Source organism: Arthrobacter sp. MW3 TE3886, from assembly GCF_041262145.1.
Lineage (GTDB): Bacteria > Actinomycetota > Actinomycetes > Actinomycetales > Micrococcaceae > Arthrobacter.
The window spans coordinates 1,740,977-1,761,478 of sequence record NZ_JBGCAN010000001.1; the positions used below are offsets into that span (position 1 = coordinate 1,740,977).

The following is a 20,502-nucleotide window of genomic DNA, read 5'->3' on the forward strand; positions in this document are numbered from 1 at the left end:
CCGCATGACGGCACGGATCTTACGGATTCGGGAACGATGTCCTGCAGGGATCCGGAGCCCTGCCCGGAGCATGGCGGCGAACCTATGCTGGAAGCGTGAACAAGACCCAGCCGGCCCCGGACGCAACGGAGCACCGGCGCATCCTCCTCGTCGAGGACGAACCGACCATCGCCGGAGTGGTCCGGGACTACCTCGTCCAGGCGGGATTCCAGGTGGTCCTCGCCGCCGACGGGTTCACGGCCTTGCGCCTTGCGGCCGAGCGCCGCCCGGACCTCGTCCTGCTGGACCGGATGCTGCCGGGCCTGGACGGCGTGGAAGTCTGCCGCCGGCTACGCGCCGCACACGATGTCCCGGTCATCATGCTCACCGCCCTCGGAACCGAAGACGACCGGATCCTGGGCCTGGAAGCCGGCGCGGACGACTACGTCACCAAGCCGTTCTCGCCCCGCGAGCTGGTACTGCGGGTCCGTTCGGTCCTGCGCCGGAGCATGCCCGAATTCAGCCCGGAGCCCGCCGTCGAAGTGGGCGGTTTCGACCTCAACCCGGCCGCGCGCACCGTCTCCCGCTACGGCAGGCCCCTGGCGCTGACGGCCCGGGAGTTCGACCTGCTGGCCTTCATGCTCCGCCGTCCCCGGCAGGTCTTCAGCCGCGAGGAACTGATGAAGGCCGTCTGGGGCTGGGACTACGGGGACCTGTCCACCGTGACGGTGCACGTGCGGAGGCTGCGGGAGAAGATCGAGGACGACCCCACCCGCCCCTCCGTCCTGAAAACGGTCTGGGGCGTGGGTTACCGCCTGGATCCCAGCGACGAGGAGGAGTCCGCCGATGCAGACATCTGAACTCCTGACCATTATCGGCTGGGCCGTGGCCTGGGGGGCCGTGATCGGGGCCGCGTCGCTGCTCATCCTGAAATCCTTGCGCAGGGCCTCGTTCGCGGTCCAGATCTGTGTGGTGGGGCTCGCCGCCGTGGCGGTCCTGACAGCCGGAATGGTCAGCGCCTTCAACGCCATGTTCATCTCGGCCCGGGACCTCGAAGTGATGTGGTACGTCCTGGCGGTGGCCTCCGCCGTGGCTGTCTCGATCGCGCTCGTGCTGGGATCGAGGGTCTCGCGGAACGCGAAGGCGTTGGTCGAGGCCGCGCGGAGCATCGGCCGCGGCGAGAGCCCCGGGATCCAGTCCCCGGTGATGAGCCACGAACTTGCCGCCCTCGCCGCCGAGCTCGAATCGAGCAGCCGGATGCTGGAGGCCTCCCGGCAGCGTGAGGCCGCCGTCGAGAACGCCCGCCGCGAACTGGTCAGCTGGATCTCCCACGACCTCCGGACACCGCTGGCGAGCATGCGTGCCATGACCGAGGCCCTGGAAGACGGCATGGCCGCGGATGTCCCCGGCTATTACCGCAAGATCATCGCGCAGACCGACCTCATGGCCGGCATGGTCAACGATCTCCTGGAGCTGTCGAAGATCCACGCCGGAACGATGCGGCTCAAGGCCGAGCCGTTGGACCTGTACGACCTCGCCAGCGACGCCATTGCCGACCTCGCCGCGCTGGCGGAGCAGCACGGCATTACGCTCGACGGCGGCGGCCAGCGGGAAAGTCTCGCCCTCGCCGACGGCCCCTCGATGGGGCGCGCCATCCGGAATGTGGTGCTCAACGCGATCGTCCACAGCGCTCCCGGCTCCCGGGTCACCGTGGAAGTCGGCCGGGACGGTGACCGGGCCGTCGTCGCGGTCACCGACGGCTGCGGCGGAATCCCCGAAGCGGACCTCCCGCATGTGTTCGAGACCGGCTGGCAGAGAGACCCGGCCCGGCGGCAGCCCGGCCGTTGGACCGCCCCCGACGACGGCCCGGACGATCGTGCCCCCGATGGCGGAGCTCCGGGCGACGGCTTCCGGGTGCCCGGGCCGGATGAGCCGGCAGGCGTCATGCGCTACAGCGGCGCCGGGCTTGGCCTGAGCATCGTCGCCGGAATCGTCAGCGCCCATCAGGGCACCGTCACCGTGGAGAACGTCGACGGCGGATGCCGGTTCTCGCTGCGGCTCCCCGGCCAGGGAGCCGCCGGCCAGGAGCCAGCCGGCAGCCATGGCACTTCTGCCGGGGAGCCAACTGCCGGGGGAGCAGCAGTCCCGGCAGCATCGGCCCAGACAACATCAGCCCAGGGGGCACGCAACAGGATTCCGCGCGACGCGGTAGAGGAAAGACTCCGGACGGGACGGGCACAGTGAGCAGCGGCGTCGGCTTTGACGGGCAGGGGAAAGAAATGGACGGGACCCTCGCTGGCAGCGAACAGCGCCAGGGGGCACCGCGGGCCCGGCAGCGGCGGTCCCGGGACCTGTGGGCCGCCGGGGCCGGACTGGTGGCCGTGGGGACCGCGGTGGTCCTCGGCGAGCTCACGGCCAGCCTGGTGAGCCCTACGGTGTCTCCAGTGACGGCCGTGGGCGGGGCCGTGATCGATACCGTCCCGCCGGGCGTCAAGGAGTGGGCGATTTCCTTGTTCGGCACGGCGGACAAGGTGGCACTGCTGGGCGGCATGGCACTGGTCATTGCCGCCCTCGCGGCACTCTCCGGCGTCCTTGAAGTGCGGCGCCGTTTCGCCGGAGTGATTCTCATTGCGGTGTTCGGCGTTGTGGGCCTCGTGGCCGTGGTGAGCCGGGCCGACCTGACCGCCAATGCCATCCCCGTCCCGGTGCTGGTGGCACTGGTGGGGATTGCGTTGTTGCGGTGGCTCATCCGGAAACTGTTGGAGTGGCAATCCTTTGTGGGCGGCCGACCGGCCGGGGCGTCCGCCCCGGCGGAAACAGCCCCGGCGGCGTCCGCCCCGGCGGAAACACCCTCGGCGGAGTCCGCCCCGCCGGAAACAGCCCCGGCCGCGGCGCCTGCAGATACTGCAGCCAATGAAGCCGGGCCCGCCCGGCGCCGGTTCCTGCTGGCCCTGGGCGGGACAGTCGCGGTTGCCGCCGTCGCCGGCGTGCTCGCCTCCACCCTCAGGGGAGCGGCCGCCGTCGTCAGCGACGTGCGCAGCAAGCTGGTCCTCCCGGTGCCCGCCGCTCCCGCGCCGCCCATCCCGGCCGGCGCCGAGATCCGGCTGGACGGGCTGGGCCCGCTCGTGACGCCCAACAGGGATTTCTACAGGATCGACACTGCCCTGCGCGTCCCGCTGGTGGACCCGGCAGAATGGACGCTGAAAGTCACGGGCCTGGTGGAACGCGAGATCGAGCTCGACTTCGCCACCCTCCTGGCCAAACCCCTGACGGAACGGCACGTGACCATCGCCTGCGTCTCCAACGAGGTGGGCGGGGACCTGATCGGCAACGCCCGCTGGCTCGGCTGGCCGGTGCGCGAACTGCTCGCCATGGCCGGGCCCAAGCCCGGGGCGGACATGGTGCTCTCCCGCAGCACGGACGGCTGGACGGCAGGGACGCCGCTTGAAGCCCTCACGGACAGCCGCGACGCGCTGCTGGCCGTCGCCATGAACGGGGAACCGCTCCCGCTCGAACACGGATTCCCGGTCCGGCTGATCGTGCCCGGGCTGTACGGCTACGTCTCGGCCACGAAGTGGGTCACCGAGCTGAAAGTGACCCGCTACGCGGACGACGTCGCCTACTGGACTCCCCGCGGCTGGAGCGAGCGCGGGCCCATCAAGACATCGTCCCGCATTGACGTGCCGCGCGACGGGGCCAACGTGACAGGCGGGACGGTGGCCTTCGGCGGCGTCGCGTGGGCCCAGCACACGGGCATCGGCAAGGTGGAGCTGCGCGTCAACCGCGGCGATTGGCGCCAGGCCGAGCTTGCCCCCGGCATCTCCAAGGACACCTGGTACCAGTGGAAGCTGGCCCTGCCGCTGGAGCCGGGACAGTACGAGGTCCAGGTCCGGGCCACAGCCCTCGACGGTGTGCCGCAGGTCGAGGAATCGGCCCCGGTCGCGCCGAACGGAGCCACGGGTTACCACACGGTTAGAGTTGACGTGAAGTCCTAGCGAGCCGAGCAGAGGTCAGGAAAAGCATGCACCGCACCGAGACAAGGCATGTCAGCGTGGAAGCCCACCGGGACAAGGTGCGGGCCCTGCTGGCCCCGTTGCGCATCGAGGCGCGGGTGGAACGGCTCCCGCTGCTCGAAGCCCTGGGCCGGGGGCTGGCCGCCGACATTCTGTCGCCGCTGGACCTTCCCCCCTTCGCCAACTCGCAGATGGACGGCTTCGCGATCCGCAGCGCCGACGTGCCCGACGGCGGCAGGGAACTGCGCGTGGTAGCGCCCGTCCCGGCCGGTGCCGCACCGGCGGAACTCGCCGCCGGCACGGCAGCGCCGATCATGACCGGCGCGATGATGCCGGCCGGGGCTGACGCCGTCGTTCCCATCGAACAGGCGGTGCCCGATTCCTTCCCGGTGCCGGGGGAGCCCGCCACGGTCTACCTGCCGGCCGCGGCCGTCGGAACGTTCGTGCGCGACGCCGGCAGCGACATCCGCTCCGGCGAGCTCGCCCTCGCCGCGGGGGCCTTCCTCGGCCCCGGCCAGCTGGGCCTGCTGGCGGCGATGGGCTATACGGAGGTGCCCGTCCGTCCCTCCCTCCGGGTCCTCCTGGTCACCACCGGCGACGAGGTGGTGGAACCGGGCAGTCCGCTGGGACCGGGCAAGATCTTTGACTCCAACGGCACACTGCTCGAGTCCTCCATGCGCCAGGCCGGGCTCCAGGTCACACGGACCGGCGTCTCCACGGACCAGCCGGACGAGCTCGCCGCCTTGCTGCGCCGGCACGGCCCTGCCGTGGACCTGATCGTCACCACCGGCGGCGTCAGCAAAGGAGCCTATGAGGTGGTCCGGCAGGCGATGGCGGGACACGACGTCGAGTTCGGCGCCGTGGCGATGCAGCCGGGCGGCCCGCAGGGGATCGGCAGCTTCGACGGCGTCCCCGTGCTGGGGTTCCCCGGTAATCCGGTGAGCTGCCTCGTGTCCTTTGAAATGTTCCTCCGCCCGGTCCTCACGGAGCTGTTCGGCGCCCCGGCGCCCCGGCCCGCCGTCCGCGCGCGCCTCGCCGAACCGCTGACGTCCCCGGCGGGCAAGCACCAGGTCCGGCGCGGCACGCTGGCTCCGGACGGCACGGTCAGGCTGGAGGGCGGGGCGGGCTCCCACCTGGTTCATGCCCTGGCCCGGTCCAATGCCCTGGTCCACGTGCCAGAGGGAACAGCGGCGCTCGCAGCGGGCGACGAAGTGGAAGTATGGATCCTGTGAATGATGTAGAAAACCCTGAAGCGGATGCCGCACCAGCGGATAGCGGCGAAACGGACAAAAGCGCAGTGGGCAACACCCGCCTGACCCACCTCCGCCACGACGGCACGGCCCAGATGGTGGATGTGTCCAACAAGGCGCAGTCCACCCGGGAAGCCACGGCCACCGCGACCGTCCGCAGCACGGCCGAGGTCCTTTCCCTCCTCGGCGGCGGTGAGCTCCCGAAGGGCGACGCCCTGGCCGTGGCCCGCATCGCCGGGATCATGGCCGCCAAGAAGACGCCGGACCTGATCCCGCTGTGCCACCCGCTGCCGATCGCCAAGGTCACCATCGACTTTGAGCTCGACGCCGACTCCGTGACAATTTTCGCCACCGTCAAGACCCGCGGCGTCACCGGGGTCGAGATGGAAGCCCTGACCGCGGCCTCGGTCGCGGCACTGAGCGTGTACGACATGATCAAGGCCGTGGACAAGCACGCGGTCCTGACCGATATCAAAGTGCTCGCCAAAAGCGGCGGCAAGAGCGGGGACTGGACCCTATGAACATGCCCGAACCCCACCGCCACGGCGAAGCCACGGGCCGGAAGGCCGGCGTCGTGATCGCCTCCACCCGGGCAGCCTCCGGTGTCTATGAGGACCTCACGGGTCCTGTCATCATCGATTGGCTCACCGAACACGGATTCGAGCCGTTCCCTGCCATGGTGGTGCCGGACGGGGCGCCGGTGGGGGCCGCGCTGAGGGCCCTGCTGAGCCAGCAGCCGGCCGTCATCATCACCAGCGGCGGCACCGGGCTGAGCCCCACCGACGCAACGCCGGAGCAGACGCTGCCCCTGCTGGACCGGGAAATCCCGGGCATCATGGAGGGCATCCGGAACGCCGGAACGGCCAAGACGCCGATGGCCATGCTCAGCCGGGGCCACGCGGGCGCGGCCGGCCGGACGTTCGTCGTGAACCTGCCCGGATCCCCGAAGGGTGTGATGGACGGCCTGGCCGTACTGGATCCCATCCTCGGACACCTTTGCGACCAGCTGGAAGGCAGCCATGGGCACTGACACCGGATTTGAAATTGTGCACGCCGTGCTCAGCGCCGAGCCCATCTCGGTGGAGCAGGCCATCGCGGCCGTCGAGTCGGACACCGCCGGTGCGGTGGTCAGCTTCAGCGGCGTCGTCCGCAACCACGACGGCGGAAAGCAGGTCTCCCGGCTCAGCTACAGCGCCCACCCGACGGCGCACCAGGTGATGGCCGACGTCGTCGCCCGGCTCGTGGCGGAGCACTCTGTCCCGGCCGAAGACGGCGCGACCGGCGGATCTCCGGAGGACGCCGCCGGCGGCGCCCAGGAAGAGCAGCAGCCGGTGCGGATCTGGGCGGCCCACAGAATCGGCATGCTGGAGATCGGCGATCCTGCCCTGGTCTGCGCCGTCTCGGCGGCCCACCGCGGCCAGGCCTTCGCCGTATGTGCAGAACTTGTCGACCGGATCAAGGCCCAGGTGCCCATCTGGAAAGAGCAGTTCTTTGCCGACGGCAGTGTGGAGTGGGTCGGCGCCGGCGAGTAGGCGCGGTGGTGGCCGGCCGGCAGGAAGCCGGCTCGGGATCAGGAGGAAAGCACCCTGCGCCGGACCTCGGCCCGGTCGACCCCAAGTTCCTTGAGCAGCTCGGCCGCCGGGTCGTGTTCCTCGCGGTCCAGCAGTGACAGCAGAAGATGCGCGGTGGTGATCTGTCGTGACTTCTGATCCATGGTGTACCGAAGCATGCCTTCCATTACCGACCGGGCGCCCGAGCTGAAGGGCGGCTTTTTCCCCCGGCTGGGCATGGGGGCGCGCTCAAAGCCTTGGGCGTCTATACCGACTGACGCGAGTGCCGTGCGGTCAAGCCTCGCCGCCGCTGCCCGTGCCTGATCGAGCGTGACTCCCAGAACGCCGGCCGGACCGGGATCGTGAAGCGCCCCCAGCAGCAGATGATCCGTGCCCAGCCGCTTGTCGCCGCTGCAGCGGGCCTCGTCCATGGCGTAGCCAACGATTTTTCGGGTGTCGCCGGCAAATCGTTCAAACATGGTCTGATCTCACTCTCGGTATTTTGCGTGGACGGACTGCCGTGAGACGCCCAGGGCGTCACCGATCTGCTCCCAGGTCCATCCCTGCTGGCGGGCAGCTCGGACCTGTGCTGCCTCGACCTGTTCTGCGAGGCGATGGAGGGCGCCGACCGCCCGTAGACCGACGGCGGGGTCGAGTGAATGAATATGCGCGGACAGGTCGTCAGTCTCCATGCCTGTCAGTTTAGATTGACAAAACCGGCCCGTCAATCCAGCCTGACAGATCTGGGGTTTGGCATTGCGGAACGTTGCTCACACGGCATAGGGATCCCGCTGTCCCCACCGGCGGCGGGGCCTGTAACCCAAGGCCGCCGGTTCCGGAACGCAGCGGCCCCGGCGGTAGGGTTGATGGCATGACCGAACAACTCTCCGTCGCCGTGCTGGGCGCCAGCGGGCGCATGGGCGCAGAGGCCGTGAAGGCCATCGACGCCGCCGCGGACCTGAACCTCGTCGCGGCCCTTGGCCGCAACGACTCCCTCGACTCCCTTGTCAGCTCCGGCGCACAGATCGTGGTGGACCTGACCGTCCCCGAAAGCACCGAGGCGAACGTTCGCTTCGCCGTCGAGCACGGCATGCACGCCGTGGTCGGCACCACCGGCTGGGATGCCGGCCGGCTCGCGGGGCTGCAGGCACTCCTCGCCGACCGGCCCGAAGTTGGTGTCCTGATCGCCCCGAACTTCGCCCTCGGCTCGGTCCTGGCCTCCGCCTTCGCCGCCAAGGCGTCCAAGTACTTCGAATCCGTTGAAATTATTGAGCTGCACCACCCGGACAAGGTCGATGCGCCCTCGGGCACGGCCGTGCGCACGGCGCAGCTGATCTCGGCCGAGCGCTCCGACGCTGGCGTGCCGTCCAGCCCGGACGCCACCACCTCGGAACTCGCGGGTGCCCGCGGCACCGACGTCGACGGCATCCGGGTCCACAGCGTCCGGCTCGCGGGCCTTGTTGCGCACCAGGAGGTCCTGCTGGGCGGGCCGGGGGAGCAGCTGACCATCCGCCACGACTCCTTCGACCGCGCCTCCTTCATGCCCGGAGTGCTGCTGGGGATCCGCAACGTCGCCGCTCACCCCGGTCTCACCGTGGGACTCGACGGCTACCTGGACCTGGGACTCTAAGCCCGATGTCCGCTGCCTTGACAGCCCTGAAAGCGAACCGCACCAAGATCTGGGTGGGGGCCGTCACCCTGCTGCTCGTGTTTTACCTGGTGGTGTCCCTTCAACGTTCCGTGCTGCTGATGTCCGACCCCAACCTCGTGGCGAAGGCGATCGGCGTCGCCTACCTGGTGCTGCCGGTCATCGGGGCCTGGGCCTTGATCCGGGAACTGCTGTTCGGCGCCCGCACTGAGCGGCTGGCGAAGATCCTCGAAGCCGAAGGAGGCCTGCCGGAGGACACGCTGCCGCGCACGCCCGCCGGCCGGATCATCCGCGAAGCCGCCGACGCCGAATTTGAGAAGTATCGCGCCGAGGCCGAAGCCGCCCCCGAGGACTGGCGTTCCTGGTTCCGGCTCAGCTGTGCCTACGATGCTGCCGGAGACCGCAAGCGCGCCCGCGCCGCAATGCGCGACGCCGTGCGGATGTTCCGTGCCGGGGCGCAGAAACCCTAGCCGGACACCCATCGCCGATGAGGCCGGATCCGGCCGTGGCACCAGCCGCGCCGGTCCGGCGTCGGACCTTAGCGGAGGCGTGGAGGCTGGCGGACCCGGGCCGGCTGATAGCTGCCAACCTGGTTGGCCGCATGCGTTGCCCACTCCAGCGGCCCGCGCCACGCCATCGCCGCGAAGACTCCGCCGGCCACCAGCATCCCGACAGCCTGCGCGAAGTACACCCCCTCCACGGTCCAGCCCGGCATCAGCGGCTGATCGTGCAGGGCAGCCATGATGCACAGATGAGCCGTGTAGAGGCTCAACGTCATGGCCCCGGCGCCGCGCAGCGGGAGCAGCAGATCCAGTTCCAGCCATTCACCCAGCCGTCCCAGCAGCAGGCACAGGCCGATCACGGCGGCAGCGGCCCCCGAAGTGTGCAACAGATCCAGCGTGGTGCCGGAGTGCGGTGCACTCGTGGCCAGCCACCACACCGAGCCTGACTGGTCGACGCCGGCAAGGTTGACCTGCAGCAGGCTCTCCAGCGGGTAGGCGGGATCGCCGAGGTGCGCCTGCAGGGCCTGCCGGCCGCCCCAGTCCTCCAACATGAGCGTCCCCAGCCACTTGGACATGACCGCCACCACCGTTCCGGCAGCCAGCAGCAGGAACGGCACGGCCGCTTTCCACAGCGCCATCCGGCCGATCACCAGCCCTACAAGGACATAGGCGATCCACTGCAGGACAGGGTAGTAGCCCGTAAGGAAGAGGTCGCCCAGCAGCCTGGCCGGCGTGGCCAGATCCTCCCAGCTGGGGTTGTGACCCAGCCGCAGGGGCGGATCGGCGGACAGCAACCACGGCCGCAGGAGGTAGGCCAGGGCGGGCGCAGCCAGTATCCAGAGGACCGCGAGTGCGGCCAGGCGTCTCACCCCGAGCCCGATAAAGGGCAGCACGCACAGGAACAGGAGGGCGTAGTGGACCAGAATTATCGCGATATTGACTTCCAGCCCGCCCAGGGAGAGCCCGACGGCGCCGATCACGAGCGCCCGCAGGGCGATGCCTCTGCGGCCCGCGCCCAGTTCGGGGCCCTCGAGCGGCTGCTGCTTCCCCGTGGACAACGCGAGGCCGACTCCGGCCAGCACGGCGAACAGCGCGGCTGCCCGTCCGGAAAACGCCAGGCCGATCCAGGTGGGCGTGAGCTGCGGGTCCGGTTCAAAGGTCGCCAGCACGTGCGTGGCCATCATGGCCAGCAGGGCCAGGCCGCGTGCGGCGTCGATGCCGGCCAGCCGGGCGCCGGAGGAAGTGCCCCGGACGGTCCGGGAAGCAGTGGTCATTCCGCGCGCGGTCATCATCCGATCGTCTCACGATCGGCCGGGTAATCGTCCCATCCTCGGCCTGCCCGCAGCTCCAACCCGGCTCCGAACAAGTCTTGTATTCGAATATATGTTCGAATACGATGGGCGCATGAACGACGCCGCAGAGCCCGCCTTCCCGAAACCCCGATCCACCGGCCGGGATTCCACAAACCGGCACATCCCGGGTCCGGATCCGTTCGGCCCGGAACTGGCCAGGACCACGCCGGGCGGACGGGCCGGCCGTGGCGAGTCGGCGGCCGGCGTCCTCAAAGCCATGAGCCCGGGCGTCGTGGACTTCCTCTTCCGGCGCCTGGTGGCCGGCGAACCGGCCGAGGACGTCCAGTGGGGGAACGAAGGCACGGCGCTGGCTGCGGTGCCGCCGGGGGCTGAGCTGGCCCGGCGGCTGGCCGAGACGGACCTTGACGCCCTCACTCCAACAGAGTTGTTCGACTACGTGCGGGCGGCCCAGCGCCTTGCCGCCTGGGCAGAGGCCCTGCGCGAAACCGCCGTTGGGCGTTACTGCTCGGCGCCCTCCGGTGGAAGATCCGCACCCTCCGGCGAAAGATCCGCACCCTCCGGCGAAAGACGGGGTGCATAGGATGGCAGGGTGACCACTGGCTCAATCACCGCGCTGACGCTGTCCGCCGTCCAATACCAAGCCCTGGATGGTGGCGTCGCCGCCAACGTGCCCGAGCACATCCGGCTCATCGAAGACGCCGAGTCGCACGGGGCCCGGCTGGTCATCTTTCCCGAACTCTCGCTGACGGGGTACCGGCTGGACCTTCTGGAGGGGTCAGGGGAGTGGCTGAGCGCGGCGGACCGGCGGCTGGACGGCATACGGGAAATCTGCCGGCGCACCGGAATAACCGCCGTGATCGGGGCCGCGCTCAAAGAACCGGACGGTACGCCGCGGCTGGCCTCCCTCGCAGTCCACCCAACAGGCTCCATCGAGACCAGCTTCAAAACGCACCTGCACGGACCGGAACAGGAGCTCTTCGTGGCCGGCAGCAATCCCGCCATCCTGGAGATCGACGGCTGGAAGGTCGCCCTGGCGATCTGCTTCGACGCAGCCCGCCCCGGCCACGCGGAATGGGCCGCGGACGCCGGGGCGGACATCTATGCCGTCTCGGCCCTCTACACGGCCGGCGAAGACCACCGGCTGGCACTGCATCTCGGCGCCCGGGCCATGGACAACCGGATGTTCTCCGTCCTGGCGAACCTGGCAGGCGCCACGCCGCTCGGCCCGTCGTGTGGCCTGAGCGGATTCTGGGGTCCTGACGGGCTCCCGCTGCGGCAGGCGGCCGGCACCGGTACCGAGGTGCTGACCGCCAGTCTTCAACACAGCGTGCTGGCGCGGTTTCGGCGGCCTGAGTCCGGCCGGGCCGCTGAAACGTGACGCACGGCCGCCGAGTTTGACGTTCGTCACACCGCCGCCATTGTCCTAACATGCCGCAGACAAGGTAACGTTTTTCATATGGCTGACTCTGATATTCGCTCTTACACGTTCGGGACCCTCGTGACTGCCATGGTCACGCCTTTCACATCGGACGGTGAGGTCGACTACCGGCAGTCGGCGGAACTGGCGAGCAAGCTCGTCGACGACGGCAATGACGCCCTCGTGATCTCCGGCACCACGGGGGAGACCTCCACGCTCGAGGACGACGAAAAAGAGAAGCTCTTCCGCGTCATCGTCGAGGCCGTGGGCGACCGCGCCAAGGTCATCGCCGGAACCGGGACCAACCACACCTCGCACTCGATCGAGATGGCCAAGCGCGCCGCCAAGGCCGGAGCACACGGCCAGCTGATCGTCACGCCGTATTACAACAAGCCCAGCCAGGCGGGCATTCAGGCGCACGTCGAGGCCGTGGCCGACGCCGCCGACCTCCCCGTCATGGTCTACGACATCCCCGGCCGCGCCGGCGTGCCCATCCTGCCCGAGACCATGATCCGGCTCGCCGACCACCCCAGGATCGTCGCCCTCAAGGATGCCAAGGCCGACTTCAACGCCGTTACGCGCGTCCTGGCGAACACCGATCTTGATGTCTACTCCGGCGACGACGGCCTCACGCTGCCGTGGATGGCCGCCGGCGCCGTCGGGCTGGTCAGCGTTTCCGCGCACGTCGCGACCCGGCAATTCCGTGCGCTGATCGATGCCGCACTTGCAGGCGATTTTGCTACCGCCCGCACCCTACATTTCGAACTGGACCCCGTGGTCCGCGCAGTGATGACCCACATTCAGGGTGCTGTCGCTGCCAAGCAGGTTCTTAAGTGGCAGGGAGTCCTGCCCAACTCGGTTGTCCGTTTGCCCCTCGTGGAGCCGGGCGAGGCCGAGATCGCAACCATCCGCGAGGATTTGGCGGAAGCGGGGATGGTCTTTTCCTGATCGGGAGCCAATCCTGATCGTTAAGAACCAGCCCGGCTTCAGCCTGGAAAGTAGTGCACTATGACCCAAACCGCCCTTCCCGGCCTTGTCACGCCGCCCCGCCTCCCGAAGAACACCCTGCGGATCGTGCCGCTCGGCGGACTCGGGGAAATCGGTCGCAACATGACCGTTTTCGAGATCGATGGCAAGCTCCTCATCGTTGACTGCGGCGTGCTCTTCCCCGAAGAGACCCAGCCCGGTGTCGACCTCATCCTGCCGGACTTCTCCTACATCGAGAACCGTCTCCAGGACATCGTCGCGGTAGTCCTGACCCACGGTCACGAAGACCACATCGGCGCCGTCCCCTACCTCCTGCGCCTGCGCGCCGACATCCCCATCGTCGGTTCACAGCTGACACTGGCCCTGATCGAGGCCAAGCTGCAGGAACACCGGATCAAGCCGAACACGAAGATCGTCGTCGAGGGCCAGGTCGAGAAGTACGGGCCCTTCGAATGCGAGTTCGTCGCCGTCAACCACTCCATCCCGGACGCCCTGGCCGTGTTCCTCCGCACCTCGGGCGGCACCGTCCTGCACACCGGTGACTTCAAGATGGACCAGCTGCCGCTTGATGGCCGCATCACCGACCTCCGGCACTTCGCCAAGCTGGGCGAAGAAGGCGTGGACCTGTTCATGTCGGATTCGACCAATGCCGACGTCCCGGGGTTCACCACCGCCGAGAAGGAAATCGGGCCCACCCTGGACCGGCTGTTCGGGCAGGCCTCCAAGCGCATCATCGTCGCGTCCTTCTCCTCGCACGTGCACCGCGTCCAGCAGGTTCTCGATGCCGCCGCCAACCACAACCGCAAGGTTGCCTTCGTCGGCCGCTCCATGGTCCGGAACATGGCCATCGCCGCGAAGCTGGGCTACCTGGAGGTCCCGGCCGGGATCCTGGTCGACATCAAGAACATCGACAACCTGCCGGACAACCGGGTTGTACTGATGTCCACCGGCTCCCAGGGCGAGCCCATGGCCGCCCTGTCCCGCATGGCCAACGGCGACCACCGCGTCGTCGTCGGCGAGGGCGACACCGTCATCCTCGCGTCGAGCCTGATCCCGGGCAACGAAAACGCCGTCTTCCGCATCATCAACGGCCTGCTGAAGCTCGGCGCCGACGTCATCCACAAGGGCAACGCCAAGGTGCACGTCTCCGGCCACGCTGCCGCCGGGGAGCTGCTGTACTGCTACAACATCCTTGAGCCGCTCAACGCCATGCCGGTGCACGGCGAAACCCGCCACCTCATCGCCAACGGCAAGATCGCCCTCGAATCCGGAGTGCCGGAGGAAAGCATCCTGCTCGCGGACAACGGCACCGTGATCGATCTTCGCGACCACCAGGCCGACATCGTGGGCCAGGTCGAGGTTGGGTTCGTCTATGTCGACGGCTCCAGCGTCGGCGAAGTCACGGAAGCAGACCTCAAGGATCGCCAGACTCTCGGCGATGAGGGCTTCATCTCCATCATCACGGTCATCCACCGTGCCACCGGCAAGGTGGTGTCCGGGCCGGAGATCCACGCCCGCGGTGTGGCCGAGGATGATTCCGTCTTCGACGAGATCATCCCCAAGATCAACGAGGCCCTCGAGGAAGCCGTGCTGAACCGCACGGACCACACGACGCACCAGCTGCAGCAGGTCGTCCGCCGGGTCGTCGGCACGTGGGTCAACCGCAAGCTGCGCCGCAAGCCCATGATCATCCCGGTGGTCCTTGAGGCGTAAGCCTAAGGTGGTTCACCGGGCGTAAGCCTCAGGTGGTTCACCGGGCGTAAGCCTCAGGTGGTTCGCCGGGCGTAAGTCCTCCACCCGTACCCGGCGCACGCCTGGTCAACGGCCTTCCCGGCCAACCCGCAGCCTGAGCGCCGCGGGAGGCGGGGGAGGCCGTTCCCGTTGGGTCCGGCGGCAACATGATCCCGGACGCCCGGAAATTCGGGGTTTTCGGCCCGGCATCCGGTACCGTGGCGGGTATGGCGACTCGTACTTCTTCCGCGCCTAGAGGAAACTCAAGCGGCAAATCAGGCAGTTCTCCCGGCCGGGGGTCCAGTCCCGCCGCATCCAAATCCGCGCGGCCGCGGGGCGCCGCAGGCGGCACCGCAGGTAGAACAACAGCCACCGCCCGGACCCGGCAGCTGGCCGTTGTTGAGCCGCACCGGCCCTGGGTGGTGCGGGTGCTGGCCGGAGCCTGGCTGGGCGTCGCCCACGTGATCGGCGCCGGCATCCGCCGGGTCGGCCACGACGTCAGCGACCTCGCCCCCGAGGACCGCCGCGACGGCGCCGCCCTGTTCAATCTGGCCCTGGGAGTCTTCGTCGCCACCTTCGCGTGGTGGGGATTCCAGGGCTGGCTCCCCGATCTCATCTTTGCGATCGTCAACGGCACATTCGGCTGGATGGCCCTGCTGCTGCCGCTCATGCTGTTCGTGTGCGCCTTCCGCCTGTTCCGCCAGCCCGACGACGGCCGCGGCAACAACCGGATCGGCATCGGCTTCCTCATCATGACGTTCGCCGGTTCCGGGCTGGCCCACATCATCGGCGGCCAGCCGACCGTCGCCGACGGCTTTGACGGCCTGCGCCGGGCCGGCGGCATGCTCGGCTACCTCGCCGCCGCCCCGCTGGCCGCCGTGCACACCGCCGTCCCCGTCGCGGTCTACGGCCTGCTGGCCTTCACCTCGCTGCTGATCGTCACCGCCACGCCCTTCGGCGCCATCCCCGGCCGCCTGCGCGACGCCTACGAGCACCTGATGGGCATCGACCTGCAGGACGACGAAGACGGCGATCGCCACGACCGCAGCTACCTGTACGAGAACGACGCACCGGCCCCGGCCAGGAAGAAGCGCAAGCGCCTCTTCGGCAAGGACCACGACGACGAGTCCGGCCTGGAAGGCTACGTCGGCGACGAGGCCTTCGAGCGCGCCCTCATCGCAGATGAGGAAGCTGCCGACGCACGTCCGGCCAAGGGCGCCAAGGGCAAGGCGCGCCCTGGCGCCGCGGCCGATGCCGCGCCCGATGTGGCGCCCGGCGTCCGACGTCCCACCCAGGCCGAGATCGCCGTCGAAAAGATCAAGGCCGCCCAGGGGCTGGGCTCGGCAGGATCCGCCGGCGCTGCGGCGGAGTCCAGCGGCGACGCCACCGAGGCCATCCCGCTGGTCACTCCGGGGATGGTGGCCGCGGGATCGCTCAATGCCGCCGCCGCGGCCGCCAAGGTCCCCTCCAACCCGGTCGCGCCGGCACCGCTGCCCACCCCGATTCCGCAGCGCACCGAACAGCTCTCCTTGGCCGGCGACGTCACCTACACCCTGCCGGCGTCGGACGTGCTGACACCCGGTTCCATCCCCAAGGAACGCACCGAGGCCAACGACGCGATTGTCGCCTCGCTCACCGAGACCCTCAACCAGTTCAACGTGGAGGCGCAGGTCACCGGCTTCAGCCGCGGCCCCACCGTGACCCGCTACGAAATCGAGCTGTCCCCGGGCACCAAGGTGGAGCGGGTCACCGCCCTCTCCAAGAACATCTCCTATGCCGTTGCCAGCTCGGATGTGCGCATCCTGAGCCCCATCCCGGGCAAGTCCGCCATCGGCATCGAAATCCCCAACACGGACCGCGAAACCGTGTCCCTGGGCGACGTGCTCCGCAGCCAGAACGCCCGCCGCACCGACCACCCCATGGTCATGGGGGTCGGCAAGGACGTCGAGGGCGGGTACGTCGTGGCCAACCTGGCTAAGATGCCGCACTTGCTCGTGGCCGGTGCCACCGGTGCCGGCAAGTCCTCGTTCGTGAACTCGATGATCACCTCGATCCTGATGCGGGCCACCCCGGACGAGGTCCGGATGGTCATGGTGGACCCCAAGCGCGTGGAACTCACGGCCTACGAGGGCGTCCCGCACCTCATCACCCCGATCATCACGAACCCGAAGAAGGCGGCAGAGGCCCTGCAGTGGGTGGTCCGGGAAATGGACGCCCGCTACGACGACCTCGCCAATTACGGCTTCAAGCACATCGATGACTTCAACAAGGCCGTCCGGGCCGGCAAGGTCCACCCGCCCGAGGGTTCCAAGCGCGTCATCAAGCCGTACCCGTACCTGCTGGTGATCGTGGACGAACTCGCCGACCTCATGATGGTGGCCCCGCGCGACGTCGAAGACTCGATCGTCCGCATCACGCAGCTGGCCCGTGCGGCCGGCATCCACCTGGTCCTGGCCACCCAGCGCCCGTCGGTCGACGTCGTGACCGGCCTGATCAAGGCCAATGTGCCCTCCCGCATGGCCTTCGCCACGTCCTCCGTCACCGACTCCCGCGTGGTCCTGGACCAGCCGGGCGCCGAAAAACTCATCGGCCAGGGCGATGCCCTGTTCCTGCCGATGGGGGCGTCCAAGGCGATGCGTGTCCAGGGTGCCTGGGTCACCGAATCCGAAATCCACAAGGTCGTCGAGCACGTCAAGGGCCAGCTCAAGGCCGTCTACCGGGACGACGTCGCGCCCGAGGCGCAGAAGAAGCAGATCGACGACGACATCGGAGACGATCTCGAGGTCCTGCTCCAGGCAACCGAGCTCGTGGTCACCACGCAGTTCGGCTCCACCTCGATGCTCCAGCGCAAGCTCCGTGTCGGTTTCGCGAAGGCCGGCCGCCTCATGGACCTGCTCGAGTCCAGGGGAGTGGTGGGGCCCTCCGAAGGTTCCAAGGCGCGCGACGTGCTGGTCAAGCCCGATGACCTCGCCGCCGTGCTGGCCGCGATGAAGGGGCAGGACGGTCCGGTGTCCGCCGACTCACAGACCGCGGCACTGAGCGATAACGCCAACGCGAACATCGCCCAGGGCGGTTACGCGGAGGACCTCGTGGCGGCCGACCTGGAGAACCGCACCCAGGCGATCGACTACCACGACGGCGCCGACGGCGGTTCCAGCGACGAGGACGGCTCGGAGGACGCCTGGTCGCTCACCGGGCGGTAGCGCAGACGGTAGCCTAGGAAGGTGAATAGCGCCGAAGCCAACGCCGGATCCGCCTCGCGGATCTGGAACCTGCCGAATGTCCTCACGATGCTGCGGATAGTGCTGGTGCCGTTCTTCGTCTGGTTCCTCCTCCTCGACGCGCCGGGACTGCAGGCCCAGAACGGCGTCTGGCGCTGGGCGGCCGCCTTCGTCTTCGCGGTGGCCATCTACACGGACAAGCTCGACGGCGACATCGCCCGGTCCCGCGGCCTCGTCACCGACTTCGGCAAGATTGCTGACCCGATTGCCGACAAGCTCCTGATCGGTTCCGCGCTGGTCATGCTCTCGTTGCTCCAGGAACTGCCGTGGTGGGTCACGATCCTGATCCTGGTCCGGGAGTGGGGCATCACCGCGCTGCGCTTCTTCGTGATCCGCTACGGCGTCATCCCGGCCTCGCGCGGCGGCAAGCTCAAGACCGTGGTGCAGACGGTGGCCATCTTCCTCTACGTCCTTCCGCTGGCGTCCCTCGCCCCGTGGCTGGGCGTTGTGGCGTTCGTCGTGATGATGGCTGCCCTGGTCATCACCCTGTGGACCGGCGGCGAATACGTCATCGAGGCGCTCAAGCTGCGGGCCGCCGGCATCAGGGCAGAGAAACAACGTGCAAGGGAGAACAAGCCATGAACCAGCCGGACCCCGCTCCTCATCCCCAACTGCATCCCAACCTGCACCCCAACCTGCACCGCCTGGCGGAGCAGGCCGTCACCGGCGCCCTCGGCCGCGGCATGACCGCCGCCACCGCCGAATCCCTCACCGCCGGGATGGTCACCGCCGTGCTGGCCGACACGCCCGGCGCCTCCGGGATGCTGCAGGGCGGCGTGGTGTCCTACGCCAACACGGTCAAGGCCGACGTCCTGGGCGTCCCCGGTGAGCTGCTCGACTCCGTCGGCTCCGTGGACGGCGACGTAGCCGCAGCCATGGCCGACGGCGCGCGCCGCATCTGCAGCGCCGACATCGGCGTGTCCACCACCGGCGTGGCCGGGCCCGAACCGCACGACGGCAAAGCGGTCGGCACGGTCTTTATCGGCATCGCCACGGCGGAAGGATCGACGTCGTACCCCTATTCCTTTGAGGGCAGCCGCGCCGAGATCCGCGCCCTCGCGTGCGGCGCCGCGCTGGAGCGTCTGCTGGAGGCCCTATCTTCCGAAGGCTACCGGGCGTAAAGTTGCCGGGAACAAAAGTTGATTCCGAATAGTTGTTACATTGTGTCGCTTCCAAATGAGGGAGGCGCCTAGGATGAAATCATCAGCAGAGTCCGCCCCCACCGGCGGACTCGACAGTACGAGGAGCAAGGCGATACAGATGGTAAAGCAGCCCGTATCCGTAAACGGCGTTGTCCGCTGGAAGGATGTGGGCCTCGCCGATCAGGCCAAGAGCGAACAGAAGGAGCGCAAGATGGTTGTACTACGTCACGAAATCGGTGATGTCCTGCGCGACGTCCGCCAGCGCCAGGGCCGTACGCTCCGCGAAGTCTCGCACAGTGCCCGTGTTTCCCTGGGCTACCTGAGCGAAGTGGAACGCGGCCAGAAGGAAGCCTCTTCGGAGTTGCTCTCCTCGATCTGCTCGGCCCTCGATGTTCCGCTTTCGAGCATGCTCCGCGAAGTCAGCGACCGCGTCGCAGTCGCAGAAGGCGTCGCGGTTCCGGATACCGTTCCCCAGGAGTTCGCGCAGCGCTACGGCCGCGACCTCGACCGGGAGCTCAACTCCGACCTCACGGACGAGCTGGCTAAGGGCCTCCTCTCCGGAGCACGCTAACCCCCAACTCACTTAAGACCTAAGACGCACAAGAGGACCTCCGGCCCCGGCCGGAGGTCCTCTGACGTGTTCCGGGGACCTGGAATCCCGGCGGGGGAGTCAGGCGGGCTCGTCCCGGGGGAACCCATCGCGTTCGTAGGTGGCATTGAGCTTGGCCATGTACATGGCCAGCGCCTGCAGATCCTCGGCGGGCCATTCCGCCAGGCGTTCCCGAAACACCTCACGCCGGGCGTCCTGGACCTGGTGCATCCTTTCCTCGCCTTCGGGCGTCAGCCGGATGGCCTGCGCCCGGCCGTCCAGGGGGTCTGCCTCCTTGGACACCAGCCCGAGGCCCTCGAGGAAGGCGATCTGCCGGCTCACCGAAGGCTTGCCGACACCGATGCAGGAGGCGAGATCGGTCAGCCGGATGGGGCCCTGCTTGCGGATCACGCTGAGCAGCCCGTAGGCGGCGGGTTCCATGTCCGGATGGACCTGGCGCGAGAGCTGATGGGAAATCGACCGGCCCCGGCGCCAGAGCAGGCTCAGCTGGTTCTCGACGGCGTCCAGGGCGGCGTCCGCGCCGGCAGGATCGGGAGCGGCATCTCCCGCGGACTCAGTTGGGTTGCTCATGGCAACCATTCTAGAGTCCCGGGCCGTGAGAGACTTTACTCGTGCGAATCAGTGACTTTTGGCGGCTTATGGACGACGAGTTCGGCGCGGGATACTCCCGCGTCCTGAGCAGTTCGCTGGTCCTGGCAGGGGTTGGAGGCCGCACCGCGGACCAGGCCCTCAGCGCCGGCGTTGCGCCCCGCCAGGTGTGGCTTGCCCTGTGCGACGTCCAGGACGTCCCGCCGGAGCGCCGCCTGGGCCGGGACGTCAAACCCCGTGACACCACCGGGCCTCGCTGACGCCGGCTGAGCCCCGCTGGCGCCTGCCGGGCCCCGCTGACGCCGGCTGAGCCCCGCTGGCGCCTGACACGCCGCCCGCTTGTTCGAATATCTGTTCGGATAGCGATATGCTTTTTTTCAGACCGTTTTCCACATAAGTGGTTCCCTCGACAACTTTGTCGGAGGGTGCCAGTAGCGTCAGTGATGACAGACAAAGGCCTCCACGGCCACTCCACAGCGAGAAAGTATTA

At 68.6% G+C, this 20,502-nt stretch carries 22 protein-coding genes; 18 read left to right on the forward strand and 4 right to left on the reverse strand.

Annotated features, from left to right (window positions below; translation table 11 throughout):
* Positions 1–95: 95 nt before the first annotated feature.
* From ABH915_RS07900 to ABH915_RS07930, 7 genes are read left to right on the forward strand one after another with little or no spacing between them, the layout of a single operon-like run.
* On the forward strand, positions 96–839 hold the full coding sequence (locus tag ABH915_RS07900; protein ID WP_370119667.1) for a response regulator transcription factor: 744 nt from the start codon (positions 96–98) through the stop codon (positions 837–839).
* Complete coding sequence (locus ABH915_RS07905) at positions 826–2,223, forward strand: sensor histidine kinase (RefSeq protein WP_370119670.1); 1,398 nt, start codon at positions 826–828, stop codon at positions 2,221–2,223. Before ABH915_RS07900 ends, ABH915_RS07905 begins: the two co-directional genes overlap by 14 nt.
* A 35-nt stretch (positions 2,224–2,258) precedes the next feature.
* On the forward strand, positions 2,259–3,974 hold the full coding sequence (locus ABH915_RS07910; protein ID WP_370119672.1) for a molybdopterin-dependent oxidoreductase: 1,716 nt from the start codon (positions 2,259–2,261) through the stop codon (positions 3,972–3,974).
* A 26-nt stretch (positions 3,975–4,000) separates the two neighbouring features.
* Positions 4,001–5,224, forward strand: a complete 1,224-nt coding sequence (glp, locus tag ABH915_RS07915) for a gephyrin-like molybdotransferase Glp (RefSeq protein ID WP_370119675.1) — start codon at positions 4,001–4,003, stop codon at positions 5,222–5,224.
* A complete protein-coding gene (gene moaC / locus ABH915_RS07920) occupies positions 5,221–5,763 on the forward strand; it encodes a cyclic pyranopterin monophosphate synthase MoaC (RefSeq protein WP_370119678.1) in 543 nt (180 codons plus the stop codon). Before glp ends, moaC begins: the two co-directional genes overlap by 4 nt.
* Positions 5,760–6,272: a MogA/MoaB family molybdenum cofactor biosynthesis protein gene (locus tag ABH915_RS07925; RefSeq protein WP_018774473.1), complete on the forward strand. Its 513-nt coding sequence runs from the start codon at positions 5,760–5,762 to the stop codon at positions 6,270–6,272. The genes moaC and ABH915_RS07925 overlap by 4 nt, the downstream gene beginning before the upstream one ends.
* A complete protein-coding gene (locus tag ABH915_RS07930; RefSeq protein WP_370119682.1) occupies positions 6,262–6,774 on the forward strand; it encodes a molybdenum cofactor biosynthesis protein MoaE in 513 nt (170 codons plus the stop codon). Before ABH915_RS07925 ends, ABH915_RS07930 begins: the two co-directional genes overlap by 11 nt.
* 38 nt (positions 6,775–6,812) lie before the next feature.
* On the opposite strand, the gene ABH915_RS07935 is transcribed toward ABH915_RS07930, so the two are convergent.
* Together ABH915_RS07935 and ABH915_RS07940 are read right to left on the reverse strand one after the other, a co-directional pair.
* Complete coding sequence (locus ABH915_RS07935; RefSeq protein ID WP_370119685.1) at positions 6,813–7,271, reverse strand: Clp protease N-terminal domain-containing protein; 459 nt, start codon at positions 7,269–7,271, stop codon at positions 6,813–6,815.
* Positions 7,272–7,280: 9 nt separating this feature from the next.
* A complete protein-coding gene (locus ABH915_RS07940) occupies positions 7,281–7,484 on the reverse strand; it encodes a helix-turn-helix domain-containing protein (protein WP_026266610.1) in 204 nt (67 codons plus the stop codon).
* Positions 7,485–7,663: 179 nt separating this feature from the next.
* Between ABH915_RS07940 and dapB the strand changes: the two genes are divergently transcribed.
* Both dapB and ABH915_RS07950 read left to right on the forward strand, forming a co-directional pair.
* Entirely contained in the window at positions 7,664–8,422 is a 759-nt protein-coding gene (gene dapB / locus ABH915_RS07945; protein ID WP_026538308.1) for a 4-hydroxy-tetrahydrodipicolinate reductase, read from the forward strand.
* 5 nt (positions 8,423–8,427) lie between these two features.
* Positions 8,428–8,910 (forward strand): hypothetical protein, encoded by a 483-nt coding sequence (locus ABH915_RS07950; RefSeq protein WP_370119689.1) that lies wholly within the window; start codon positions 8,428–8,430, stop codon positions 8,908–8,910.
* Between the two features lie 68 nt (positions 8,911–8,978).
* Here ABH915_RS07950 and ABH915_RS07955 read toward each other — a convergent pair whose 3' ends face one another.
* Positions 8,979–10,232, reverse strand: coding sequence for a heparan-alpha-glucosaminide N-acetyltransferase domain-containing protein (locus tag ABH915_RS07955; RefSeq protein WP_370119692.1), 1,254 nt, complete (start codon positions 10,230–10,232; stop codon positions 8,979–8,981).
* 115 nt (positions 10,233–10,347) lie between these two features.
* On the opposite strand from ABH915_RS07955, the gene ABH915_RS07960 reads away from it, so the two are divergent.
* The 8 genes from ABH915_RS07960 to ABH915_RS07995 all read left to right on the forward strand — a co-directional run bounded on the left by ABH915_RS07960 (position 10,348) and on the right by ABH915_RS07995 (position 19,385).
* Positions 10,348–10,836 carry a hypothetical protein gene (locus tag ABH915_RS07960; protein WP_370119695.1) on the forward strand — a complete coding sequence of 163 codons (489 nt, stop codon included), beginning with the start codon at positions 10,348–10,350 and terminating at the stop codon, positions 10,834–10,836.
* A gap of 9 nt (positions 10,837–10,845) precedes the next feature.
* A complete protein-coding gene (locus ABH915_RS07965; protein WP_370119698.1) occupies positions 10,846–11,634 on the forward strand; it encodes a carbon-nitrogen hydrolase family protein in 789 nt (262 codons plus the stop codon).
* A gap of 78 nt (positions 11,635–11,712) precedes the next feature.
* A complete protein-coding gene (gene dapA / locus ABH915_RS07970) occupies positions 11,713–12,621 on the forward strand; it encodes a 4-hydroxy-tetrahydrodipicolinate synthase (RefSeq protein ID WP_028277221.1) in 909 nt (302 codons plus the stop codon).
* Between the two features lie 60 nt (positions 12,622–12,681).
* Positions 12,682–14,373 (forward strand): ribonuclease J, encoded by a 1,692-nt coding sequence (locus ABH915_RS07975; RefSeq protein WP_018774464.1) that lies wholly within the window; start codon positions 12,682–12,684, stop codon positions 14,371–14,373.
* 245 nt (positions 14,374–14,618) lie between these two features.
* Positions 14,619–17,594 (forward strand): DNA translocase FtsK, encoded by a 2,976-nt coding sequence (locus tag ABH915_RS07980; RefSeq protein WP_370119702.1) that lies wholly within the window; start codon positions 14,619–14,621, stop codon positions 17,592–17,594.
* A 21-nt stretch (positions 17,595–17,615) separates the two neighbouring features.
* Positions 17,616–18,254, forward strand: coding sequence for a CDP-diacylglycerol--glycerol-3-phosphate 3-phosphatidyltransferase (gene pgsA / locus ABH915_RS07985; RefSeq protein WP_370119705.1), 639 nt, complete (start codon positions 17,616–17,618; stop codon positions 18,252–18,254).
* Complete coding sequence (locus ABH915_RS07990) at positions 18,251–18,793, forward strand: CinA family protein (RefSeq protein ID WP_370119708.1); 543 nt, start codon at positions 18,251–18,253, stop codon at positions 18,791–18,793. Before pgsA ends, ABH915_RS07990 begins: the two co-directional genes overlap by 4 nt.
* Before the next feature lie 139 nt (positions 18,794–18,932).
* Complete coding sequence (locus tag ABH915_RS07995) at positions 18,933–19,385, forward strand: helix-turn-helix domain-containing protein (RefSeq protein WP_026538316.1); 453 nt, start codon at positions 18,933–18,935, stop codon at positions 19,383–19,385.
* A gap of 99 nt (positions 19,386–19,484) precedes the next feature.
* Here ABH915_RS07995 and ABH915_RS08000 read toward each other — a convergent pair whose 3' ends face one another.
* On the reverse strand, positions 19,485–19,994 hold the full coding sequence (locus ABH915_RS08000; protein ID WP_370119711.1) for a MarR family winged helix-turn-helix transcriptional regulator: 510 nt from the start codon (positions 19,992–19,994) through the stop codon (positions 19,485–19,487).
* Between the two features lie 41 nt (positions 19,995–20,035).
* On the opposite strand from ABH915_RS08000, the gene ABH915_RS08005 reads away from it, so the two are divergent.
* Positions 20,036–20,272: a DUF3046 domain-containing protein gene (locus ABH915_RS08005; RefSeq protein ID WP_370119714.1), complete on the forward strand. Its 237-nt coding sequence runs from the start codon at positions 20,036–20,038 to the stop codon at positions 20,270–20,272.
* Positions 20,273–20,502 lie beyond the last annotated feature (230 nt).

Coding starts and splice junctions, on each gene's coding strand:
- ABH915_RS07940 (WP_026266610.1), bottom strand. CDS start 7,484: ATGGAGACTGACGACCTGTCCGCGCATATTCATTCACTCGACCCCGCC.
- ABH915_RS07930 (WP_370119682.1), top strand. CDS start 6,262: ATGGGCACTGACACCGGATTTGAAATTGTGCACGCCGTGCTCAGCGCC.
- ABH915_RS07910 (WP_370119672.1), top strand. CDS start 2,259: ATGGACGGGACCCTCGCTGGCAGCGAACAGCGCCAGGGGGCACCGCGG.
- ABH915_RS07995 (WP_026538316.1), top strand. CDS start 18,933: ATGGTAAAGCAGCCCGTATCCGTAAACGGCGTTGTCCGCTGGAAGGAT.
- ABH915_RS07960 (WP_370119695.1), top strand. CDS start 10,348: ATGAACGACGCCGCAGAGCCCGCCTTCCCGAAACCCCGATCCACCGGC.
- ABH915_RS07905 (WP_370119670.1), top strand. CDS start 826: ATGCAGACATCTGAACTCCTGACCATTATCGGCTGGGCCGTGGCCTGG.
- ABH915_RS07925 (WP_018774473.1), top strand. CDS start 5,760: ATGAACATGCCCGAACCCCACCGCCACGGCGAAGCCACGGGCCGGAAG.
- ABH915_RS07990 (WP_370119708.1), top strand. CDS start 18,251: ATGAACCAGCCGGACCCCGCTCCTCATCCCCAACTGCATCCCAACCTG.
- ABH915_RS07980 (WP_370119702.1), top strand. CDS start 14,619: ATGGCGACTCGTACTTCTTCCGCGCCTAGAGGAAACTCAAGCGGCAAA.
- dapA (WP_028277221.1), top strand. CDS start 11,713: ATGGCTGACTCTGATATTCGCTCTTACACGTTCGGGACCCTCGTGACT.
- ABH915_RS08000 (WP_370119711.1), bottom strand. CDS start 19,994: ATGAGCAACCCAACTGAGTCCGCGGGAGATGCCGCTCCCGATCCTGCC.
- glp (WP_370119675.1), top strand. CDS start 4,001: ATGCACCGCACCGAGACAAGGCATGTCAGCGTGGAAGCCCACCGGGAC.
- dapB (WP_026538308.1), top strand. CDS start 7,664: ATGACCGAACAACTCTCCGTCGCCGTGCTGGGCGCCAGCGGGCGCATG.
- ABH915_RS07955 (WP_370119692.1), bottom strand. CDS start 10,232: ATGACCGCGCGCGGAATGACCACTGCTTCCCGGACCGTCCGGGGCACT.
- ABH915_RS07975 (WP_018774464.1), top strand. CDS start 12,682: ATGACCCAAACCGCCCTTCCCGGCCTTGTCACGCCGCCCCGCCTCCCG.
- ABH915_RS07950 (WP_370119689.1), top strand. CDS start 8,428: ATGTCCGCTGCCTTGACAGCCCTGAAAGCGAACCGCACCAAGATCTGG.
- ABH915_RS07935 (WP_370119685.1), bottom strand. CDS start 7,271: ATGTTTGAACGATTTGCCGGCGACACCCGAAAAATCGTTGGCTACGCC.